The organism is Ovoidimarina sediminis, assembly GCF_032586175.1.
GTDB lineage: Bacteria > Pseudomonadota > Alphaproteobacteria > Rhodobacterales > Rhodobacteraceae > Ovoidimarina > Ovoidimarina sediminis.
Genome location: NZ_JAWHTE010000076.1, coordinates 1 through 581, shown reverse-complemented (window position 1 = coordinate 581; position 581 = coordinate 1). Strand labels below are relative to the sequence as shown.

1 protein-coding gene is annotated in these 581 nt (G+C 59.7%); it reads left to right on the top strand.

Features of this window, described 5'->3' with window-relative positions; genetic code table 11:
* Window positions 1-528: IS6 family transposase (locus RXV90_RS25790; RefSeq protein WP_316653296.1), on the top strand; the 528-nt coding region annotated here is incomplete at its 5' end.
* Window positions 529-581: the final 53 nt, after the last annotated feature.

Here is a 581-nt window from a genome sequence, read left to right as displayed (position 1 = left end):
AGGTTTGCCTCAGAGATCCGCAAGCGCCGGATCGAGGGCATGCGCTCAAGCCAGTGGAGATGGCACCTCGACGAGATGTTCGTGAAGATCAACGGGGAGATGCGCTACCTTTGGCGGGCCGTGGATCACGAGGGCGAGGTCCTGGAAAGCTTCGTGACGAAGACACGTGACAAGAAGGCGGCGCTGAAGTTCCTCAAGAAAGCAATGAAGAAGCACGGCCGGGCAGGGGTCTTCGTAACGGACAAGTTGCGCTCGTACGGGGCGGCCCTGAAGGATTTCGGTGCGGCAGACCGCCAGGAAACCGGACGGTGGTTGAACAACAGGGCGGAGAATTCACACCTGCCATTCCGACGACGCGAGCGGGCGATGCAACGGTTCCGGCGCTTCCGAACTCTTCAAATGTTTGCCTCCATCCACGCATCCGTCACGAACCATTTCAACCACGAGCGCAGCCTCTCTTCCCGTAACCTCTTCAAGAAGAACCGCGCCGCCGCCCTTGCCGAGTGGCGCGAACTTGGCGCGGCATAGGGACAGTCATTCTGTCCCTTTGGAGACAAGTTCGAATCCGTCTGACACCACCG